Source organism: Nocardioides malaquae, from assembly GCF_015070385.1.
GTDB lineage: Bacteria > Actinomycetota > Actinomycetes > Propionibacteriales > Nocardioidaceae > Nocardioides > Nocardioides malaquae.
In genome coordinates, this window is the sequence record NZ_JADCSA010000015.1 from 63,477 (window position 1) to 78,963 (window position 15,487).

Genomic DNA, 15,487 nt, shown 5'->3' on the forward strand with positions numbered 1-15,487 from the left:
GCGCGCCTACCGTTCGGCAGTACGCCGGACAGCGCGCCGCGCCAGCACGCTGGCGCTGATCATCAGGGCCGCCACAGCTCCGACGTGGGTGGCAAGATCGGTCGAGCGCGGGATGTCCGTCACGGCGGGTGCGGGCCCGTCCCCCATAGTTGATCGGCGCTCCACCCGTTCGCCGTACCGGTTGGTCCCTCCCAAGGTCACCCCGAGGGCACCAGCGAACGCGGACTCGACCACGCCACCGTTGGGACTCGGATGTCCCGATGCGTCGCGCCGCCAGACGGCCCAGGCGTCCGCAGCCGTTCGCGGCCGCGCCGCGAGCACGGCCAGACCTGCCAAGCGCGCGCCGGGCAGGTTGGCCAGGTCGTCCAGCCGGGCCGAGGCCCACCCGAAGTTCTCGTACCGGGTGCTGCGGTACCCCACCATCGCGTCCAAGGTGTTCACCGCCCGGTGGGCCAGCAGCCCGGGGACGCCAGCGACTGCACCCCAGAACAGCGGCGCCGTGACCGCGTCGCAGGTGTTCTCCGCGACCGACTCGACCACGGCACGGGTGATCTCCCGCGACGTGAGGGACGTCGTGTCGCGCCCCACCAAGTACGTCAGTCGGTGTCGTGCCCCGGGCAGGTCCTCGTCATCGAGGAAGGCGTGCACAGCGAGCGCCTCGCGTTCGAGGCTGCGCCCACCGAGGACCGTCCAGGTGGCCGCAGCGGTGGCAACCGTGTGCAGGAGCAGACGTCCCCGCGTGGCGCGTTCGAGGGCGAGGCCGAGCACCGCACTGCCTCCCACGAGCACAGTCGTGTACATCAGACCCCGAGCCCGCGAGTCGGCGTACATGCCTTGTTCGAGGCGTGCCGCGGCCGTGCCGAAGACGGCAACCGGGTGCCCTCGCCGTGGGTCACCGAACAGCCGGTCTCCGGCGAAGCCGAGCAGCAGTCCCGCCGCCCGTGAGGCGTCGTGCGTCATGCGCCCAGGGCAGCAGGCGCGCCGGCTCGCACGCCGTCGAGCGCGCGCAGCAGCTCAGCCGTCGTCTCGGGTGGGCGCACCGCGATCCTGACCCACTCGCCGTCAAGCCCCGGGAAGGTGTCGGCGCGGCGTACCGCGACGCCGTGCTCGCGGAGCGCCTGCCGCGTCCCACGGCCCAGCCTGGCGAGCACGAAGGACGTCTCCGATCCCACGACCTCGTACCCACGCTGCTCCAGGGCAGCGATGAGCCCCGCACGCCACTGCTCGATGCGTTCAGCCCGTCGGGCCGCCTCGAGTGAGGCCTCGGTCGAGCTGCAGGCGAGCGCCGCCGCGACCGCCGGGGAGGAGACCGACCATGGCACCTGCTTGGCCGCGAGCCCCGCGATGGCCCGGTCGTTGCCGAGGATGTAGCCGGCGCGGATGCCGGGAATGGACCAGTGCTTCGTCAGGCTCCGCACCACCAGAAGGCCTCGGCGCCGGTCAGCAGAGAGCGACTGACCCGCGTCGACCACGGCGTCCATGAAGGCCTCGTCCACGACGACGACCCGCTTGGGCCGACGCAGTTTGAGGATCTCCTCGGCCGGGTGCAGGACCCCGGTGGGGTTGGTCGGGTTGCCGACGAAGACCAGGTCGGCGTCCTCGGGCACGGCATCGGCGTCGAGCCGAAATCCGTCTTCAGGGGGGCAGCTGACAACAGTCACCTCGTGCCCGGCCCGCTCGAGCGCGGCGTGCGGCTCGGTGAACTGGGGGTGCACGACGACGGGGCGTCGCCACGGCTTCCACCGGGCGATGAGCTCGAACGCCTCCGCTGCTCCGGCCGTCACCAGCACTTCGTCGGGACGCCGGTGGTGCAGGTCGGCGATCGCTGCACGGGCCGGAGTCACGTCTGGATAGGTGGTCGAGTGCTCGATGCCCTGGCGCAGGGCCTCCTCGAGCCAGGGGGGCCGGGTCTCGGGGTGGACGTTGACCGCGAAGTCGACCAGGCCTTGCCCGGTCTCGACGTCGCCGTGGTGGAGCAGCGGATCAACGACCTCGTCGTCCGGCATCGGGTGAGGCACGAGCGAGGGTGGGGACGCGGGTGCCGTGACCGGTGTCGCCCGGGACGCGGCAAGAGCGAAACGCTCGGCCATCGTGGGGTGCCCGGCCCAGTGGGTGTGCAGGTAGGAGGCGTGCAGCGTGGGGGTGGCGGCGCCGATGAGCTCGCCGTCGACCTCCCAGGCGGGGGCCCAGCCTCGGGCCGGCGCGGTGAGGGTGGTGCGGTGGAACTCGTGGCCCGGCACTCGCTCGCCTGCACGGGTGAGCAGGTTGTCACCCGCGGCGATCGCCTCGGGGTAGCGCAGTGTCAGGCGGCGCGACATCGTCGCGCCCGTAGGGATGACTCCGGCCATCGAGGCGCCGTCGAGGTCGTCGAGGAGGTAGAGCAGGCCTGCGCACTCCGCGACGGTCGGCAGCCCTGCGGCCACGGCGTCGCGCACCTGGTCGAGCAGGGCCCGGTTGCGGGCCAGCTGCTGCACATGCATCTCGGGGAACCCGCCGCCGAGCAGCAGCGCCCGGGTCCCGTCAGGCAGCGCCCGGTCGCGCAGCGGGTCGAACGGGACGACCGTGCAGCCGGCGGCGCGCAGCAGCTCCTCGGTCTCGGCGTAAGCGAAGGTGAACGCGCGTCCGCCGGCGACGGCGACCACGGGCGAGTCGCCTTCCAGGCGGCGCACCTCTCGGGTCGGGTCCCAAGCGGTGTCGGTCAGGTCGGGGGCACGGCGGGCCAGCTCGAGGACGGCGTCGAGGTCGACGTGTCGGCCGACCTGCTCGCCGAGCCGGGTGACGACCTCGGCGGACTCATACCGCTCCCCCGCCGGCACCAGCCCGAGGTGGCGCGATGGCGAGGCGATCGTGTCGTCGCGGGGGACGACGCCGAGCACGGGCAGACGCAGGCTGCGTTCCACCTCGGCGACGTTGCGTGCGGAACCGGCCCGGTTGAGGATCACGCCGACGACGTCGACGCCCGCGTCGTAGGCGGCCATGCCGGCGACGACGGCTCCGACGGAGCGGGACATGCGGGCGATGTCGACGACGAGCACCACCGGCGTACGGGTCAATTTCGCGACGTGGGCGGTCGAGGCGAACCCGTCGGCGCCGATCCGGCCGTCGTGGAGCCCCATCACCCCTTCGACGACCGCGACGTCGGCGCCTCGGGCGCCGTGCAGGAGCAGCGGGGTGATCCGCTCCTCCCCCACCAGGTGCGGGTCGAGGTTGCGCCCGGGGCGTCCGGTGGCGAGCGCGTGGTAGCCGGGGTCGATGTAGTCGGGCCCGACCTTGTGGCCCGACACCTCCAGTCCGCGGGCCCGGAGCGCGGCCATGAGGCCGGTGGAGATGGTGGTCTTCCCCTGCCCCGTGGAGGGCGCTGCGAGGACCACCCGCGGCAGCAAGGTCGGTGCGGTGGGCGGGGCGGGTTCGCGCACCGTCACCACTCGATTCCCCGTTGGCCCTTCTGGCCGGCGTCCATGGGGTGCTTGACCTTGCCCATGTCGGTCACGAGGTCGGCCACCTCGATCAGCTCGGGCGCGGCGCGGCGACCGGTGATGACGACGTGCTGCTTGCCCGGGCGGTCGCGCAGGGTGGTGACGACGTCCTCCAGGTCGACCCAGCCCCAAGCGATCGGGTAGGTGAACTCGTCGAGGACGTAGAGGTCGTGGGTCTCGGCGGCGAGGCGCCGCTTGATCTCCTGCCAGCCTTCGGCGGCAGCCCGGGCGTGGTCATCGGCGTCACCCTGCTTCTTCGTCCAGGACCAGCCGGCGCCCATCTTGTGCCACTCGACGGGGCCCCCTTCGCCGGTCTCCTCGTGGAGCCGTCCGAGGCGTTCGAGGACGGTCTGCTCGCCGATGCGCCACTTGGCGGACTTCACGAACTGGAACACGCCGATGTTCCACCCCTGGTTCCACGCTCGGATGGAGAGCCCGAAGGCGGCGGTGGACTTCCCCTTGCCGTCGCCGGTGTGGACCATCAGGAGCGGCCGGTTGCGACGCTGGCGGGTGGTGAGACCGTCGTCGGGGATGGTGAGCGGCTGGCCTTGGGGCATCAGTTGACCTCTTCCAGGGTGCTGGCGGCGGTGACGGCGGCGAACGACGCCACCTCCCCGATGACGGTGACGGCAGGAGGGTCGACGTGGGCGGCGCGAACGGCGATGTCAGCCACGGGGCCACTCACAACTCGCTGGTCCGGGTGGCCGCCCCGGGCGATGACCGCGGCCGGGGTGGTCGGGTCGAGGCCGTTCTCCACGAGGGCCGCGGTGATCGCGGGCAGCGTGGCGACCCCCATGAGCACGACCAGCGTCGTGCCTGAGCGGGCCAGGGCGCCGTAGTCGAGTGTCGAGGCGGGATGGCCGGGCGGCACGTGACCGGAGATGACGGTGAAGCCCTGGACGATTCCCCGGTGGGTGACCGGGATGCCGGCGAGCGCCGGGACTGCCACCGACGAGGTGACCCCGGGGATCACCCGCACCGGGACTTCGGCCTCGGTGCACGCCTGGAGTTCCTCCATCCCGCGACCGAAGACGAAGCCGTCCCCACCCTTGAGCCGGACGACGCGGCGACCGGCACGGGCGTGCTCGACCAGGAGTTCGTTGATGCGCTCCTGGGGGGTGAAGGCGCCGCGCGGCAGCTTCGCCACGTCCACGACGAGCGTTTCAACGGGCGCCCAGGTCAACGCCTCCTCAGGTGCGAGGTGGTCGACCAGCAGGACGTCGGCCTGCTCGACAGCGGCACGTCCAGCGACCGTCATCAGACCTGCGTCTCCGGGGCCGCCGCCGACCAACGCGACCGTGCCGGGAAGCAGGGGGGCCAGCGAGCTCATCAGGCCACCCGTCCGTTCACGACGTCGACGAGACCGGTCGCGCTCACGCGGGCCATCGGAACGTGCTCGGCCTGTAGGTGCGCCGAGAGCGTGAGGGCGAGACCGAGACGCAGCGGGCCGTCCTCACAGTCGACGACGACGCTGGGGACCCCCATACCGGCGACGTGGGCGGCGGCGAGCCGGGAGCGTTCGACGGCATCGGCTCCGGCGGTGGCGCGACCGTCGGTGACGACCACGAGCAGTGGCCGCAGCCGGGCGTCGCGGAGGCGTTCGCGGCGTACGACGTCTGCCGCGGTGAGCAGTCCTTCGGCCAGCGGGGTACGTCCCCCGGCCGGGAGGTCGTCGAGCAGGGAGACGGCGACCTCCACCGAGCCGGTGGGTGGGAGCGTCAGGTCGGCCTCGGTGCCCCGGAATGCGATCATCGCGACCTTGTCGCGGCGCCGGTAGGCGTCGGTGAGCAACGAGAGGATCGCGGCCTTCACCTGGGTCATGCGGCGCCGGGCCGCCATCGATCCCGACGCGTCGACGCAGAACAGGAGGAGGTTGGCCTCGCGGCCTTCGCGGACGGCGGTACGCAGGTCGGAGGCGTGGAGCGTGAGGCGTCCGTCGTGGGCTCCCGGCTCCTGGCTGACGTGGCGTTCGGCTGCGGCACGCAACGTCTCGACGAGGTGCAGGGCGCCGTTTCCACGGCCGGAGGCGGCACCCACGCGGCGGCCGGTGGAGCCGAGGGCGCGGCTGCGGCGGCCAGGAGTTCCCTGACCGAGGCCGTCCACGGTGAAGAGACGGGGGCGGTACGCCTCGCCGGCCTTCACGGTGCTGGACGCGCCGCCGGCGCCGGGCTGCGGTGGGACCTGGGGCGAGTCGGGGGTTGAGTCGGGGGCGGAGTCCTGGACGCTGTCGGGCATTTCGTCGCTTAGGGGGTCGGGCCGGTCTGCCTCGTGCGTGCTGGGGTCCGGGGTGCCGGGGTCCGTGTAGTCGCTGTCCCGGGCGTCGTCGCCGGGGTCGTCGCTGGGGTCGTCCGTGGGTGTCGGGCCCTCCGGCTCGGGCGGCTCGGGCAGGTCGTCGTCGCCCAGGATCTCGTCGAGCAGGTCCTCGTCGAGGCCGGGGGCGTCGAACGGGTTGCGGCGGCGACGGTGCGGCAGCGCGAGCAGAGCGGCGACGCGGATGTCGTCACGGGTGACGAAGCGGCGCCCGGCCCAGGCGGCGTGAGCGACTGCGGTGCGGGCGGTGACGATGTCGGCACGCAGCCCGTCGACTTCAAAGGCGGCGCACACCTCGGCGATCTTCAGCATGGCTGCGTCACCCAGCGTCACCTCGTCGACACGGTGACGGGCCTGGCTGATGCGTCGAGTGAGCTCGGTCTGGCTGGTCGCGTACGTCTCGACGAAGGCGGCCGGGTCGCGGTCGAAGGCAAGGCGACGACGTACGACTTCGACGCGCAGGGCGGGGTCGCGGGGCGCGGCAACTTCGACGGCGAGGCCGAAGCGGTCGAGGAGCTGGGGGCGGAGCTCGCCTTCTTCGGGGTTCATCGTGCCGATGAGGACGAAACGGGCGCTGTGGCCGACGGAGACGCTGTCACGTTCGACGGTGACCTGTCCGGTGGCGGCGGCGTCGAGCAGCAGGTCGACGAGGTGGTCGTGGAGCAGGTTGACCTCGTCGACGTACAGGACGCCGCGGTGGGCGCGGGCGAGGAGGCCGGGCTCGAACTCGACGGAGCCGGCAGTGAGTGCCTTCTCGAGGTTGAGGGAACCGAGCACGCGGTCCTCGGTAGCGCCGACGGGCAGCTCGACGAGGCGTACGGGACGACTCACGACGGCGGCGGAGCTGGTGGGCAGGTCAGGTGAGCTGGCGGCGGGGTCATGCGGGTCGGCGGAGAACCGGTCGCCGTCGTGCACGTCGATCCAGGGAAGCACCTCGGCCAACCCGCGGACTGTCGTCGACTTGGCGGTGCCCTTCTCGCCGCGCACAAGGACGCCCCCGATCTCGGGGCTGATCGAGGTCAGGACGAGGGCGAGACCCATGTCGTCGAGACCGGAGGCGGTCGCCGGGTCGTACTCGCAGCCGACGACGGCAGAAAATGGGTACTTCAATGGCACGTTGAGGCTCCCGCTCGTAGGCCGTGGATGGGCTCACGCGAGGCCGGTCTTCGGACTCGTCGAGTCACTCCTGACGAAGTGCTCGACTCACCGCAGCGGGCCTGTGCCGGACTCTCACCGGCTTCCCAGATTCTCCCCGTTGCTCGTCCCCACCGTTTCCGATGGCTGGGGCGCAGGGGCACCTCACGTGTGCCGCTGAGGATAGCCTCACGACTCGTGAGCGACATGACGACCCCACCCGGTGGACACCTCGTGACCGTGGTCGGGGTAACCGCCGACGGGGTGCTGCACGGGGCCGCCGAGGAGCACGTGCGCTGCGCGGATGTGCTCCTCGGCGGGCGCCGACATCTCGACCTCGTGGCCCCGGTCCCGGGTCAGGATCGACGCCCCTGGCCGTCGCCCCTCCTGCCCGGGCTGCCGGGTCTTCTGGATGAGCTGCGGGGTCGTCGTGTGGTGGCTCTGGCGTCAGGAGATCCGATGGTGTCGGGGATCGGTTCGACCTTGGTACGCGCGCTCGGCCCCGACGCGGTCCGGGTGGTGCCAGCGGTGTCGTCGGTGGCGTTGGCGCGAGCACGTATGCGCTGGTCAGCAGAGGAATCGGCGGTCGTGACGGTGGTGGGACGCCACGAGGCGCGGGTGCTCCGCGAGATCGCTCCAGGTCGCCGAATCCTGGTGCTGACGTCGGGCTCGCAGACCCCTGCGATCGTGGGCGAGCTGCTCACCGAGACGGGCCATCCGGACGCGGTCATCACCCTGCTCGCAGACCTCGGGAGCGACGCAGAATCGAGCACCACCAAGGCTGCCTCCGAGTGGGCCGAGACGCCCGCTGAGGATGTCCCGCCGCTGCACGTCCTGGCGATCGATGTCCCCGTCGACACGGTGCCCCCATCGTGGTCGTCGTGGGCCGCGGGCCTGCCTGACGACGCGTTCGAGAACGACGGCCAACTCACCAAACGTGATCTGCGTGCTTCTGCCCTGGCCCGCCTCTCCCCCTCTCCCGGCCAGCACCTCTGGGACGTCGGCGCGGGCGCCGGTTCGGTGGGCATCGAGTGGATGCGCGCCCACCCCACGTGTCGTACGACCGCGGTGGAGGCAGACTGCGAACGCGCTGCCCGAATCACCCGCAACGCGGCACGACTCGGAGTTCCTGACCTGCGGGTCGTGGAGGGCCGCGCGCCTGATGCCCTGGACGGCTTGGATGCCCCTGACGCAGTCTTCATCGGCGGCGGTGCCACCCGCCCCGGAGTCCTGGACGCATGCCTCGCCGCGCTACGGCCCGGTGGGCGGCTCGTGGTGCACGGCGTGACGCTGGAGACGGAGTCGCTGCTCGCGCACGCCTACCGGACACACGGGGGCGAGCTCACTCGGCTGGCGGTGGAGACAACGCACCCCGTCGGGACGTTCACCGGGTGGACGCCACTGAGGACAGTGACGCAGTGGAGCGTGCGTCGCTGAGGAGAACTGAGGGTGCGGCACTCCACCACCGGGACGCGGCTGAACCGCACACCATGCCCGGATCTGATGCACGATCACGTGACAGCTGATCGTGCCGCAGACCCTCCACTCCCCTGCGCTTTGACCCTCCGATCACGCCCAGAGCTGTAGAGGTACGACTCCCCGCCCTCCCGCTCCCCCGACTCCGCGAGCGCGCGCCCGACGAGCACCACAGCCGCCTGCCGCAGCGCAGCCGCCTCCACGGCGTCGGCGATCGTGGCGACAGTCCCCCGGAGCACCAGCTCTTCCGGCTGGCTGGCCCGGTACACGACGACCACAGGGCAGTCGCCACCCACGATCGGTTCCAACTCGGCCATCAAGGGTCGCGTACGAGTGATGGCCAGGTGCAGCACCAGGGTCGCGCCGGTCGCAGCGAAGTCGGTCAGCGACTCTCCCACGCCCATCGGGGTGGACCTGGCCTGCGTACGCGTCAACACCACGGACTGCGACACCAACGGGACCGTGAGCTCGCTGCCCACCCGGGCGGCTGCGGCGGCGTAGGCGGGCACACCGGGGGTGACCTCCCACGTGACGCCGGCGGCGTCCAGGCGCCTCGTCTGCTCGTGGAGCGCGGAGTACAAGGACGGGTCCCCGGAGGTGAGGCGTACGACGTCGCGCCCGGCACGGAAGCCGTCGACGAGGTGTGCAGTGATCTGGTCCAGGTCCAGGTCCTGGGTGTCGACCAGCTCGGCGCGCGGCCCGCAATGCGCCAGCACCTCGGGATCCAGATAGGTGCCGGGGAAGAGCACGAGGTCTGCAGCGGCGAGGAGCCGCGTCGCACGTACGGTCAGCAGATCTGCGGCGCCGGGTCCGGAGCCGACGAAGTGAACAGTCATCGCACGAACCTCGGGGTCCAGACGCCGGCTGGGGAGACACGGGTTGACGAGGCGCCCACAATCAGCAGGCACTTCATGTCGATCGTGGCCGGGTCGAGCTCACCCAACGTGGTCACGGTCAGGGACTCCTCGGCGCGTCCGACGTCGCGGCCCACCACCACGACCGTCTCCGGGCTCTTGTGCTCCAGCAGGACCTGACGGGCTGTCGCGACCTGTTCGGTGCGGCTGCGCGACGCCGGGTTGTAGATCGCCAGCACGAGATCGGACTCGGCCACCGACCGGAGTCGCTTCTCGACAACCTTCCAGGGCTTCAACCGGTCCGAGAGACTCATCACCGCGAAGTCGGCGCCCACGGGAGCACCGGCGCGCGCGGCCACGGCCTGCACCGCGCTCACTCCCGGCAGCACGCGCACGGAGACCCCTGCGTACGCCGGATTCTCCGCGGCCTCGAAGACGGCAGCCGCCATGCCGAAGACACCCGCGTCCCCGCCCGACACGACCGCCACCCTCTCGCCGCGCTTCGCCAGCTTCAGCGCGAACGCCGCCCGGTCGACCTCTACCGTGTTGCCGGAGGCGTGGCGGACCAGGCCCTCACGCTGCGGCACACGGTTGACGTACGGGGCGTACCCCACGACGTGGTCGACGTCAGCGAGCGCAGCGCTCACCTCGGGGGTCAGCCAGCCGTCCGGTCCGGGCCCCAGGCCCACCACCAACAACTCGGCCGGCTCGACCCCGTCCGCGGTCGGAGCGGCAGCCGCGGCCTGCTCGCTGGACTCCCGCGACCGCCGACCGTTGAGGCTGTCGCCGGTGACCACGATCAGCGAGAAGTACGGCACCGAGGCCTCATCCACCTCACACACCGGGATCCACCGCTCCTCCGGCATCGAGGCACGCTCCACGTACAGGGCATGGTCGAGACGACCGGCGGCGGCGAGCGCTCGGCGTACAGCCGGAAACGTCCGACCCAGCTTCATGATGATCGCACCGTCGGTGTCGGCCAGTCGCCGCGCGAGTTCGGACTCTGGGAGGGTGCCGGGCAGCACCGTCAACACGTCGGTCTGCCGCACCAGTGGGCTCGCCGTCGTGGCGGTCGCGGCCAGGAAGGCCGGGACCCCGGGCACGATCTCGGTCGGGAAGCGCTGCGCCAAACGGTCATGCATGTACATGTAGGAGCCGTAGAAGAGCGGGTCGCCCTCCGCGAGCAGCACCACGTCGCGACCTGCTGCGAGGTGCTCAGCCAAGCGCTGTGCCGCATCTTCATAGAACTCGGCCAGCACCCCGGCGTACCCGCCCGGGTGGTCGGTGGTGCCCGTCGTGACCGGGTAGGTCAGCTGCTCCTCGATCACCCCCTCGGGGAACAGCTCGGCCGCGATCCGTCGCGCGTTGGACTGCTTGCCGCGGGCCGCGTGGTAGGCGACGACGTCGGCGGACTCGATCAGTCGCGCTGCCTTGCGGGTGATCAGCTCCGGGTCGCCCGGACCGACACCGACCCCCGAGAAGCGACCGGTGACGCGGGTGGACGTGCTCATTCCTGCTCCTGGGCCAGCGCGTTGAGGGCGGACGACGTCATCGCGGATCCGCCTCGGCGGCCGCGGACGGTGACGAACGGGATGTCGATGCCGTGGTCAACACGCAGGTCCTGCAGCGCCTGCTTCGACTCCGCAGCGCCGATGAACCCCACGGGGCAGCCCACGATTGCGGCCGGACGCGGCGCACCGTCGAGAAGCATCTCCAGCAGGTGAAACAGCGCGGTGGGGGCGTTTCCGATGGCGACGACGGCGCCCTCGAGGCGGGGCTCCCACAGCGAGACGGCCGCAGCGGTACGCGTGGTGCCCCACTGCTCCGCGAGCGCCCCGACCTCCGGGTCGTTCAGCGTACAGAGCACCTCGTTGTCGGCCGGCAGCCGGCTGCGCGTCACTCCCCTCACCACCATCGTGGCGTCACAGAGCATCGGCGCCCCGCCTTCAAGAGCGGCGCGAGCGGCCGGAACGAGCTCCGGGTGGATGACGAGGTCGTCGGTCAGGTCGACCTGACCGCTGCCGTGGATCATCCGGACCGCGAGCTTCTCCGCGCTCGCCGGCACCCGCGACAGGTCAGCCTCGCGCCGGATCATCGCGAACGAGTCGAGGTAGATGGCCGGGCCTCGGTCGACGTACGGGTAGTGCCGGTTCGGGCGTCGCGGCTGGAAGGTGGACGACGTGCTCACGAGATCTCCTCAGGGACGAGAACGCCACGCCACGGCGTGACGACAAGGGCGGGTGCCGCGGCGCAGAGGCGCTCCACGGCCGGACGGTCGAGGCCGCCCTCGGGTACGGGTACGTGCTCTCCGCCGGGGACGGGGCCGTACGGGAGCGGGGGTGATGAAACCGGCAACTCAGCCGCGGGCGACGCAGGGTCCATGAGCGGCTTGGGCAGTTCATCGACGTGCCACGGAGCGCCAGGTCCGTCGCCGCGTACGCCGAGGAAGTGCAGGGCCAGGCTCACGAGCCGTTCCTCTGCTCCCCTCAACGGGACCACCGGGCCCCAGGCGGCGCCGATCCGCAGCTGCGCGTCCTCGGGGCTGAGCGCGACGAACCCCAGGTCGCAGGTGCGATCCAGCAGGTCACCTCGGCCGTCGTCAAGGACGAACAGGAAGCGACCGGGCAGGTTCCCGAGTGCAGGTGCGGCCAGCAGCGCCGCGTCCAGCGCACGTACGAGGGGGCGGAGGTCGGCGCGGCCGCCAGCCAGTCCTGTCTGGGGCGACGCCATGATGTTGCGCGCCAGGTCGTGCGTACGGCTCGGCAGGAGGCCGGTCGCCTCGACGTCCGCGAGCACGGCCTCGGGCAGGTGCTGGGTCCCGGGCGCAGCGGGCAGCCCGCGCACCTGCAGGTTCGTCCGCGTGGTCACGTGCACGCGGCCGTCGCCGTGGCGCTCCGCCACGTCCAGCAGTGCGAGCAGTTGCGTGGCTGCCACGTGTCCACCCGGCAGACGGAGCCGCACCAGCAGTCCGTCGTCAGCGGGCCAGGGGCGCAGCGCGCCGGGGCAGCGGTCGGGGCGTGACCGGTTCACCAGGGTCTCCAGGTTCGAGTCCGGGGTCCGTGCGCGGGACCCGCCATGACCCGGCGACGGGCGTCGCCAGGGCCAGCAGGTCTTCGGACTCGGATCAACCGGGAGTGGACGCCTTCCCAGGTTCCGAGGAACCCAGTGGCTGCCGTTGCCGGCGTGTCCGTCCCGTCACCTCACCGCTGCGCGTCAGTTCCGGACTTCCACCGGATTCCCTGACTCCACGTGGGAGTACGACTGGCTGACGGGACCATACCGCGACTCCGGACGCGGGCGACGCAGAGCCCCCATCCCGGTGAACACACCCGGGAGGCCGGTGGCTCTCCACCCAGACACGCCAGTTTGCCCCGGTCTCGTTCGCGTTCCCGAAATGGGAAAGAGCCCCTCAAAAGGGGCTCTGACCTGCGGTCTTACGGTGGGCGATACTGGGTTCGAACTTTTGAGAGGGTTACTTCTGGGGGATGGCCGAAAGCCCTTCTCTGAGCGTAAAGTCGCAGGTCAGGCGGCATTTTACGCCCTCCACACGCAGTGACAGATGGGGACAGAAAAGGACAAAGATGGAGGTCCTTGTTCCCCGAAACGGTGCCGCCGGGAAGGTTCAGATGGCTCGGGCAAGGAATTTTGACCGTCGCGGTTTCGGTCGGATTGAGCGTAGAGTGTCGGGTCGCTATCGCGCCGCCTACACGGGACCGGATGGAGTTCTGTACCGCGCACCGGTCTGAGGATGAACGCTGGTCAGGGCACTTCCTGGGCAAGGAGGGCGATGAACTCGTCTGCCATCTCCAGATGCCGTGCCAGTTTCGCGCGCCGCTCGTCCACGTCGGCACGGATGGCGGCTAGGCGATCGACGGCCAACCGAGATGCCATTGCGTCAGCGGCGGGGTCGCGGATCGTCTCGATGTCGGCCATGACCGCCTTCATCTGGTCGAGCGTGAATCCCAATGGCTTCATCCGTCGGATGACGAGGATCTTCTCCACATCCTCCGCGGTATAGAGGCGAAACCCGCCTTCGCTGCGTCCAGAGGGCCTCAGCAGACCGACTTCCTCCCAGTGCCGGAGGCTGCGCAGGGACAGCTCAGTCCTCGTCGCCACCTCACCGATCTGCATCACCGCACCCGGTGCGGAGGGGTTGGACTCAGGGGGCATCGAGGGGATCCTCACGTCGCGACAATTGCAACCCTCACGTTACGTGAGAGTACGCTCTGCTCAGACTTCGCCGGCAGGACGCCGGCACGCGCACCCATGGTGCGCACCAACCCCATCCAGATCCAAGTCGTCCGGGCCTGTCACCTCGACGTGACGCTCGCGCGGACCACTGCCTTCCAGAACGGAGTGCCGCCCTTGAGCGCCACCACCCTGTCCCATGCACCCGAGCCGAGCGTCATGGCCGCGCTGCGATCCCCAAAGTTGTTGCGCACCGAGGTGCTCGCCGGTCTGGTGGTCGCGCTCGCGCTGATCCCAGAGGCCATCTCGTTCTCCATCATCGCGGGCGTCGATCCCCGTGTCGGGCTGTTCGCCTCGTTCACGATGGCGGTTTCGATCTCGTTCCTCGGCGGGCGTCCGGCCATGATCTCCGCCGCGACCGGCGCCATCGCCCTGGTCATCGCGCCGGTGATGCGCGAATACGGGTACGACTACCTCATCGCCACCGTGCTCCTGGGCGGCCTCATCCAGATCGCACTCGGCCTGGGCGGGTTCGGCAAACTGATGCGTTTCATCCCACGCTCTGTCATGGTCGGATTCGTCAACGCGCTGGCCATCCTCATCTTCATGGCGCAGATCCCGTACATGGTGGACGTGCCGTGGCTCGTCTACCCGATGATCGCCGTCGGCATCGCCATCATGATCGGTCTCCCGCGTGTCACGAAGGTCGTCCCCGCTCCTTTGGTCGCCATCGTTGCCCTCACCGCGTTCACCGTCGTTGCCGCCCTCACTGTCCCCAACGTCGGCGACGAGGGCGAACTGCCCGACAGCCTCCCAGCCCTGTTCATCCCCAACGTGCCGTTCAACCTCGACACCTTGCAGATCATCGCCCCCTACGCCCTCGCAATGGCGCTGGTCGGTCTGCTCGAATCGCTGCTGACTGCAAAGCTCGTCGACGACATCACCGACACCCACTCCAACAAGACCCGCGAATCCTGGGGCCAGGGCGCCTCCAACGTGATCACCGCGTTCTTCGGCGGCATGGGCGGCTGCGCCATGATCGGCCAGACCCTCATCAACGTGAACGCCTCCGGCGCACGCACCCGCATCTCGACCTTCCTCGCCGGCGTCTTCCTCCTCATCCTCGTGGTCGGATTCGGCGATGTGGTCGCCATCATCCCGATGGCTGCGCTCGTCGCAGTCATGATCATCGTCGCCGTCGGTACCTTCGACTGGCACTCCATCCAACCCGCCACCCTGCGCCGGATGCCGAAGTCAGAGACCATCGTCATGGTCAGCACCGTCGCGGTCACCGTCGCCACCCACAACCTCGCCATCGGCGTCGTCGTCGGCGTTCTGGTTGCCATGACCCTCTTCGCCCGCCGAGTCGCCCACCTCACCGAGACCCGACGTGAAGTCGTCGAGGACCGCAACGGCGTCCCCACCGCCGTTTACCACGTGACCGGTCAACTCTTCTTCGCCTCCTCCAACGACCTCTACACCCAATTCGAGTACGCCGACGACCCCGACCAAGTCGTCATCGACCTCACCCAGTCCCACATCTGGGACGCCTCCACCGTCGCCTCCCTCGACGCCATCACCACCAAGTACGAGCGCAAGGGCAAGACCGTCGAACTCGTCGGCCTGAACGACGCCAGCGCAGAACGGCACCTCCGACTCAGCGGTTCTCTTCCCTCACACTGAACACTCGAGAGACACCAAGAGAGTGCGTCGATCCCGCACAAGGAAAGCAGCCACCTTGGCGTGTGTTTGCGGGATGAAGGGCGCTCCTGTCCTACTGTCTGTAGGTCCTCCGGCATGTCTGAGTCGGTCAATGGCAGGTGCACGACCACCAGAGGTGAACGATGCTCGCCTTGGGTCGCGCCGCACCGCCCGCCCACATCACATGGAAAGGGCAGCGGTCTCGGCGGCCGAGCCGGCGCTGGAGGCGGCCTGGTCGAGGGCGGCGATCCAGCGCTCGGCGTCCAACGCCGCCGCGCAACCGGTGCCGGCGGCGGTGATCGCCTGCTGGTAGGTGTGGTCGACCAGGTCGCCGGCGGCGAAGACGCC

13 protein-coding genes, 1 pseudogene and 2 riboswitches are annotated in these 15,487 nt (G+C 70.4%); of the genes and pseudogenes, 3 read left to right on the forward strand and 11 right to left on the reverse strand.

All coding sequences use genetic code 11. From position 1 onward, the window contains the following. Window positions 1–6: 6 nt before the first annotated feature. Genes IEQ44_RS13950 through IEQ44_RS13970 form a run of 5 tightly spaced genes read right to left on the reverse strand, consistent with a single transcriptional unit; the run spans window position 7 to window position 6,902 of the window. Window positions 7–960, reverse strand: a complete 954-nt coding sequence (locus IEQ44_RS13950; protein WP_193639078.1) for a cobalamin biosynthesis protein — start codon at window positions 958–960, stop codon at window positions 7–9. Continuing rightward, a complete protein-coding gene (gene cobBC, locus IEQ44_RS13955) occupies window positions 957–3,416 on the reverse strand; it encodes a bifunctional hydrogenobyrinic acid a,c-diamide synthase/histidinol phosphate aminotransferase CobBC (RefSeq protein WP_319804683.1) in 2,460 nt (819 codons plus the stop codon). The genes IEQ44_RS13950 and cobBC overlap by 4 nt, the downstream gene beginning before the upstream one ends. Window positions 3,417–3,418: 2 nt before the next feature. After that, window positions 3,419–4,033, reverse strand: a complete 615-nt coding sequence (gene cobO, locus IEQ44_RS13960) for a cob(I)yrinic acid a,c-diamide adenosyltransferase (RefSeq protein WP_193639079.1) — start codon at window positions 4,031–4,033, stop codon at window positions 3,419–3,421. After that, complete coding sequence (cobA, locus tag IEQ44_RS13965; protein ID WP_193639080.1) at window positions 4,033–4,806, reverse strand: uroporphyrinogen-III C-methyltransferase; 774 nt, start codon at window positions 4,804–4,806, stop codon at window positions 4,033–4,035. The genes cobO and cobA overlap by 1 nt, the downstream gene beginning before the upstream one ends. Further along, the gene (locus IEQ44_RS13970) at window positions 4,806–6,902 is read right to left on the reverse strand and encodes a VWA domain-containing protein (protein ID WP_319804684.1); all 2,097 of its coding nucleotides are present in this window, start codon (window positions 6,900–6,902) and stop codon (window positions 4,806–4,808) included. Before IEQ44_RS13970 ends, cobA begins: the two co-directional genes overlap by 1 nt. A gap of 35 nt (window positions 6,903–6,937) precedes the next feature. Then, a riboswitch (cobalamin riboswitch) is annotated at window positions 6,938–7,091 on the reverse strand. A gap of 36 nt (window positions 7,092–7,127) precedes the next feature. Here IEQ44_RS13970 and cbiE point away from each other — a divergent pair. Continuing rightward, the gene (gene cbiE, locus IEQ44_RS13975) at window positions 7,128–8,357 is read left to right on the forward strand and encodes a precorrin-6y C5,15-methyltransferase (decarboxylating) subunit CbiE (RefSeq protein WP_193639091.1); all 1,230 of its coding nucleotides are present in this window, start codon (window positions 7,128–7,130) and stop codon (window positions 8,355–8,357) included. A gap of 74 nt (window positions 8,358–8,431) precedes the next feature. Here the strand turns inward: cbiE and IEQ44_RS13980 are convergent, their stop codons facing one another. Genes IEQ44_RS13980 through IEQ44_RS13995 form a run of 4 tightly spaced genes read right to left on the reverse strand, consistent with a single transcriptional unit; the run spans window position 8,432 to window position 12,280 of the window. Next, complete coding sequence (locus tag IEQ44_RS13980; RefSeq protein ID WP_193639081.1) at window positions 8,432–9,232, reverse strand: cobalt-precorrin-4/precorrin-4 C(11)-methyltransferase; 801 nt, start codon at window positions 9,230–9,232, stop codon at window positions 8,432–8,434. Next, entirely contained in the window at window positions 9,229–10,761 is a 1,533-nt protein-coding gene (locus tag IEQ44_RS13985) for a precorrin-2 C(20)-methyltransferase (protein ID WP_193639082.1), read from the reverse strand. Before IEQ44_RS13985 ends, IEQ44_RS13980 begins: the two co-directional genes overlap by 4 nt. Further along, window positions 10,758–11,438 (reverse strand): precorrin-8X methylmutase, encoded by a 681-nt coding sequence (locus IEQ44_RS13990; protein WP_193639083.1) that lies wholly within the window; start codon window positions 11,436–11,438, stop codon window positions 10,758–10,760. The genes IEQ44_RS13985 and IEQ44_RS13990 overlap by 4 nt, the downstream gene beginning before the upstream one ends. Beyond that, window positions 11,435–12,280 (reverse strand): ferredoxin-like domain-containing protein, encoded by an 846-nt coding sequence (locus IEQ44_RS13995; protein ID WP_319804685.1) that lies wholly within the window; start codon window positions 12,278–12,280, stop codon window positions 11,435–11,437. The genes IEQ44_RS13990 and IEQ44_RS13995 overlap by 4 nt, the downstream gene beginning before the upstream one ends. A 57-nt stretch (window positions 12,281–12,337) precedes the next feature. Next, window positions 12,338–12,529: riboswitch (cobalamin riboswitch) on the reverse strand. A 347-nt stretch (window positions 12,530–12,876) separates the two neighbouring features. On the opposite strand from IEQ44_RS13995, the gene IEQ44_RS18505 reads away from it, so the two are divergent. Beyond that, on the forward strand, window positions 12,877–12,996 hold the full coding sequence (locus tag IEQ44_RS18505; RefSeq protein WP_498371223.1) for a hypothetical protein: 120 nt from the start codon (window positions 12,877–12,879) through the stop codon (window positions 12,994–12,996). Window positions 12,997–13,009: 13 nt separating this feature from the next. Here the strand turns inward: IEQ44_RS18505 and IEQ44_RS14000 are convergent, their stop codons facing one another. Next, the gene (locus IEQ44_RS14000) at window positions 13,010–13,420 is read right to left on the reverse strand and encodes a MerR family transcriptional regulator (protein ID WP_193639084.1); all 411 of its coding nucleotides are present in this window, start codon (window positions 13,418–13,420) and stop codon (window positions 13,010–13,012) included. 96 nt (window positions 13,421–13,516) lie between these two features. Here IEQ44_RS14000 and IEQ44_RS14005 point away from each other — a divergent pair, with 96 nt between their 5' ends. Beyond that, entirely contained in the window at window positions 13,517–15,121 is a 1,605-nt protein-coding gene (locus tag IEQ44_RS14005; protein ID WP_227487492.1) for a SulP family inorganic anion transporter, read from the forward strand. A gap of 198 nt (window positions 15,122–15,319) precedes the next feature. Here IEQ44_RS14005 and IEQ44_RS14010 read toward each other — a convergent pair. Beyond that, window positions 15,320–15,487 (reverse strand): annotated as a pseudogene (locus IEQ44_RS14010) (thioredoxin-disulfide reductase); the annotation flags it as partial.

What these genes read in the sequence shown, in the direction of transcription:
- IEQ44_RS13950 (WP_193639078.1), bottom strand. Translation starts at nt 960, where the DNA reads ATGACGCACGACGCCTCACGGGCGGCGGGACTGCTGCTCGGCTTCGCC.
- cobO (WP_193639079.1), bottom strand. Translation starts at nt 4,033, where the DNA reads ATGCCCCAAGGCCAGCCGCTCACCATCCCCGACGACGGTCTCACCACC.
- cobA (WP_193639080.1), bottom strand. Translation starts at nt 4,806, where the DNA reads ATGAGCTCGCTGGCCCCCCTGCTTCCCGGCACGGTCGCGTTGGTCGGC.
- cbiE (WP_193639091.1), top strand. Translation starts at nt 7,128, where the DNA reads ATGACGACCCCACCCGGTGGACACCTCGTGACCGTGGTCGGGGTAACC.
- IEQ44_RS13980 (WP_193639081.1), bottom strand. Translation starts at nt 9,232, where the DNA reads ATGACTGTTCACTTCGTCGGCTCCGGACCCGGCGCCGCAGATCTGCTG.
- IEQ44_RS13985 (WP_193639082.1), bottom strand. Translation starts at nt 10,761, where the DNA reads ATGAGCACGTCCACCCGCGTCACCGGTCGCTTCTCGGGGGTCGGTGTC.
- IEQ44_RS18505 (WP_498371223.1), top strand. Translation starts at nt 12,877, where the DNA reads ATGGCTCGGGCAAGGAATTTTGACCGTCGCGGTTTCGGTCGGATTGAG.
- IEQ44_RS14000 (WP_193639084.1), bottom strand. Translation starts at nt 13,420, where the DNA reads ATGCCCCCTGAGTCCAACCCCTCCGCACCGGGTGCGGTGATGCAGATC.
- IEQ44_RS14005 (WP_227487492.1), top strand. Translation starts at nt 13,517, where the DNA reads ATGGTGCGCACCAACCCCATCCAGATCCAAGTCGTCCGGGCCTGTCAC.